This is a genomic window from Roseateles sp. P5_B10 (assembly GCF_056400485.1).
The window spans coordinates 1-1,379 of the sequence record NZ_JBFULE010001111.1 but is presented as its reverse complement, the minus strand read 5'-3'; the positions used below and the strand labels follow the sequence as shown (position 1 = coordinate 1,379).

The window sequence follows — 1,379 nt, the reverse complement described above, 5'->3', positions numbered from 1 at the left end:
TCTGTCCGAACTGGTTGCGCAGGCTCCGTTGGGCTGAACACCGAAACGCCAACGGGCTCTATGTGGACGCCTCTGGAGCTGTGGTTGCAAAGCTGGTTTGGTGGCGTGATGGCAACCCCGCCGACATCGATGCTGACTTCATGTGGGGAGAAGGATCCTACGTGGCGCTCTCGGACCAGGGTTTGGCACAGTTCCTCGCCATTCGAGGCAGGGTAGAGATCAACAGCTTCGCGTCGCGAGAGGCGCAGAAGCCTCGCGAAGAGGAGGCGCAAGTTGTCAGGACGGCGAAGAAAACTTATTCGATCTAGACATTATTTCGAAGCGATGCCGGAGCCCATTAGGTGGCGCTTAGCCTTCGGTGCCAGCGACCAGGGGTCGATAGCGAACAATTTCTTGAGGCATGCAAACGTCTGCTGATAGGCAGCGATGTTCGTCGCAGCGGTGCACGCTCCGGGGTCGTGTGCGACTGTCGCGGGGGCGAGAGCGGTCGCTCGTGCCGCCACGATGCTTGCGCCGTCGTCGAACGACCGATCCCGGGGGGGAAGCTGCCGGTCAGGCCCATCAGCGCTCAATGACCGGTTTTCGTGATTGCTGCCGCTCATGCATGGGCCTGCGAATGTCGCAGACCAGCCTGGACCCGTAGTTCGACCGAGGTCCGCTATGGGCACGTAGCTGTCGTCCAAAGCCGCAGACGCGATGACTGCAACGGGTCGGAACCGCCAGCTGGCCGACTGTGATACCTGCCGTTGATCCGAGAGGTACCTAGATCCTGGGTCGGCGGAGGCAAGGCCCACTCTGAAGGGCCGGTCCCGGAGGCGCCGCGGTCACTTCACGAATGCCCGTCGCTCCAGCTTTGCCGACGATCATTCGCCGGGCCGAAGCACGCGCTCCACCAACGCACAGAACCACCGCACCCCGTTCGGCAGCGCCTCGTCGTTGAAGTCGTAGCAGGGATGGTGCAGCGGCCTGTCGCCGCCCTGCCCMAGCCATAGGTACGCGCCCGGCCGCTCGCGCAGCATGAAGGCGAAGTCCTCGCTGGTGAAGGCGGGCTTGGGTGCTTCGGTGGCGTGCAGGCCGGCATCGGCAGCGGCGGCCAGTGCGAGCGCGGCCTCCGCCGACGTGTTGATGGTGGACGGGTAGTAGCGGGTGTAGGCCACGTCGACCGCCAGGCCATGGCCCAGCGCCACGCCGGCCGCCGCGTCGCGCAGCGCGGACTCGATGCGGTCCTGCACCGCTGCGTCGAAGCTGCGGACCGTGCCGGTGATGCGGGCTTCGGCCGGCAGCACGTTGTGGCTCTGGCCGCCCTCCAGCTTGGTGACCGACAGCACGGCCGAATCGGCCGGGTCGATGCGGCGCGAGACGATGGTGTTGAGCTGCAC

At 65.5% G+C, this 1,379-nt stretch carries 2 protein-coding genes; one reads left to right on the top strand and one right to left on the bottom strand.

All coding sequences use genetic code 11. The features are described from left to right. On the top strand, positions 1-308 hold a 308-nt coding region (locus tag AC1DU6_RS31275; protein ID WP_477862032.1), incomplete at its 5' end, for a hypothetical protein. 555 nt (positions 309-863) lie between these two features. Here AC1DU6_RS31275 and AC1DU6_RS31270 read toward each other — a convergent pair. Beyond that, positions 864-1,379, bottom strand: a 516-nt coding sequence (locus tag AC1DU6_RS31270) for a M20/M25/M40 family metallo-hydrolase (protein ID WP_477862030.1), incomplete at its 5' end; no start/stop codon positions are given.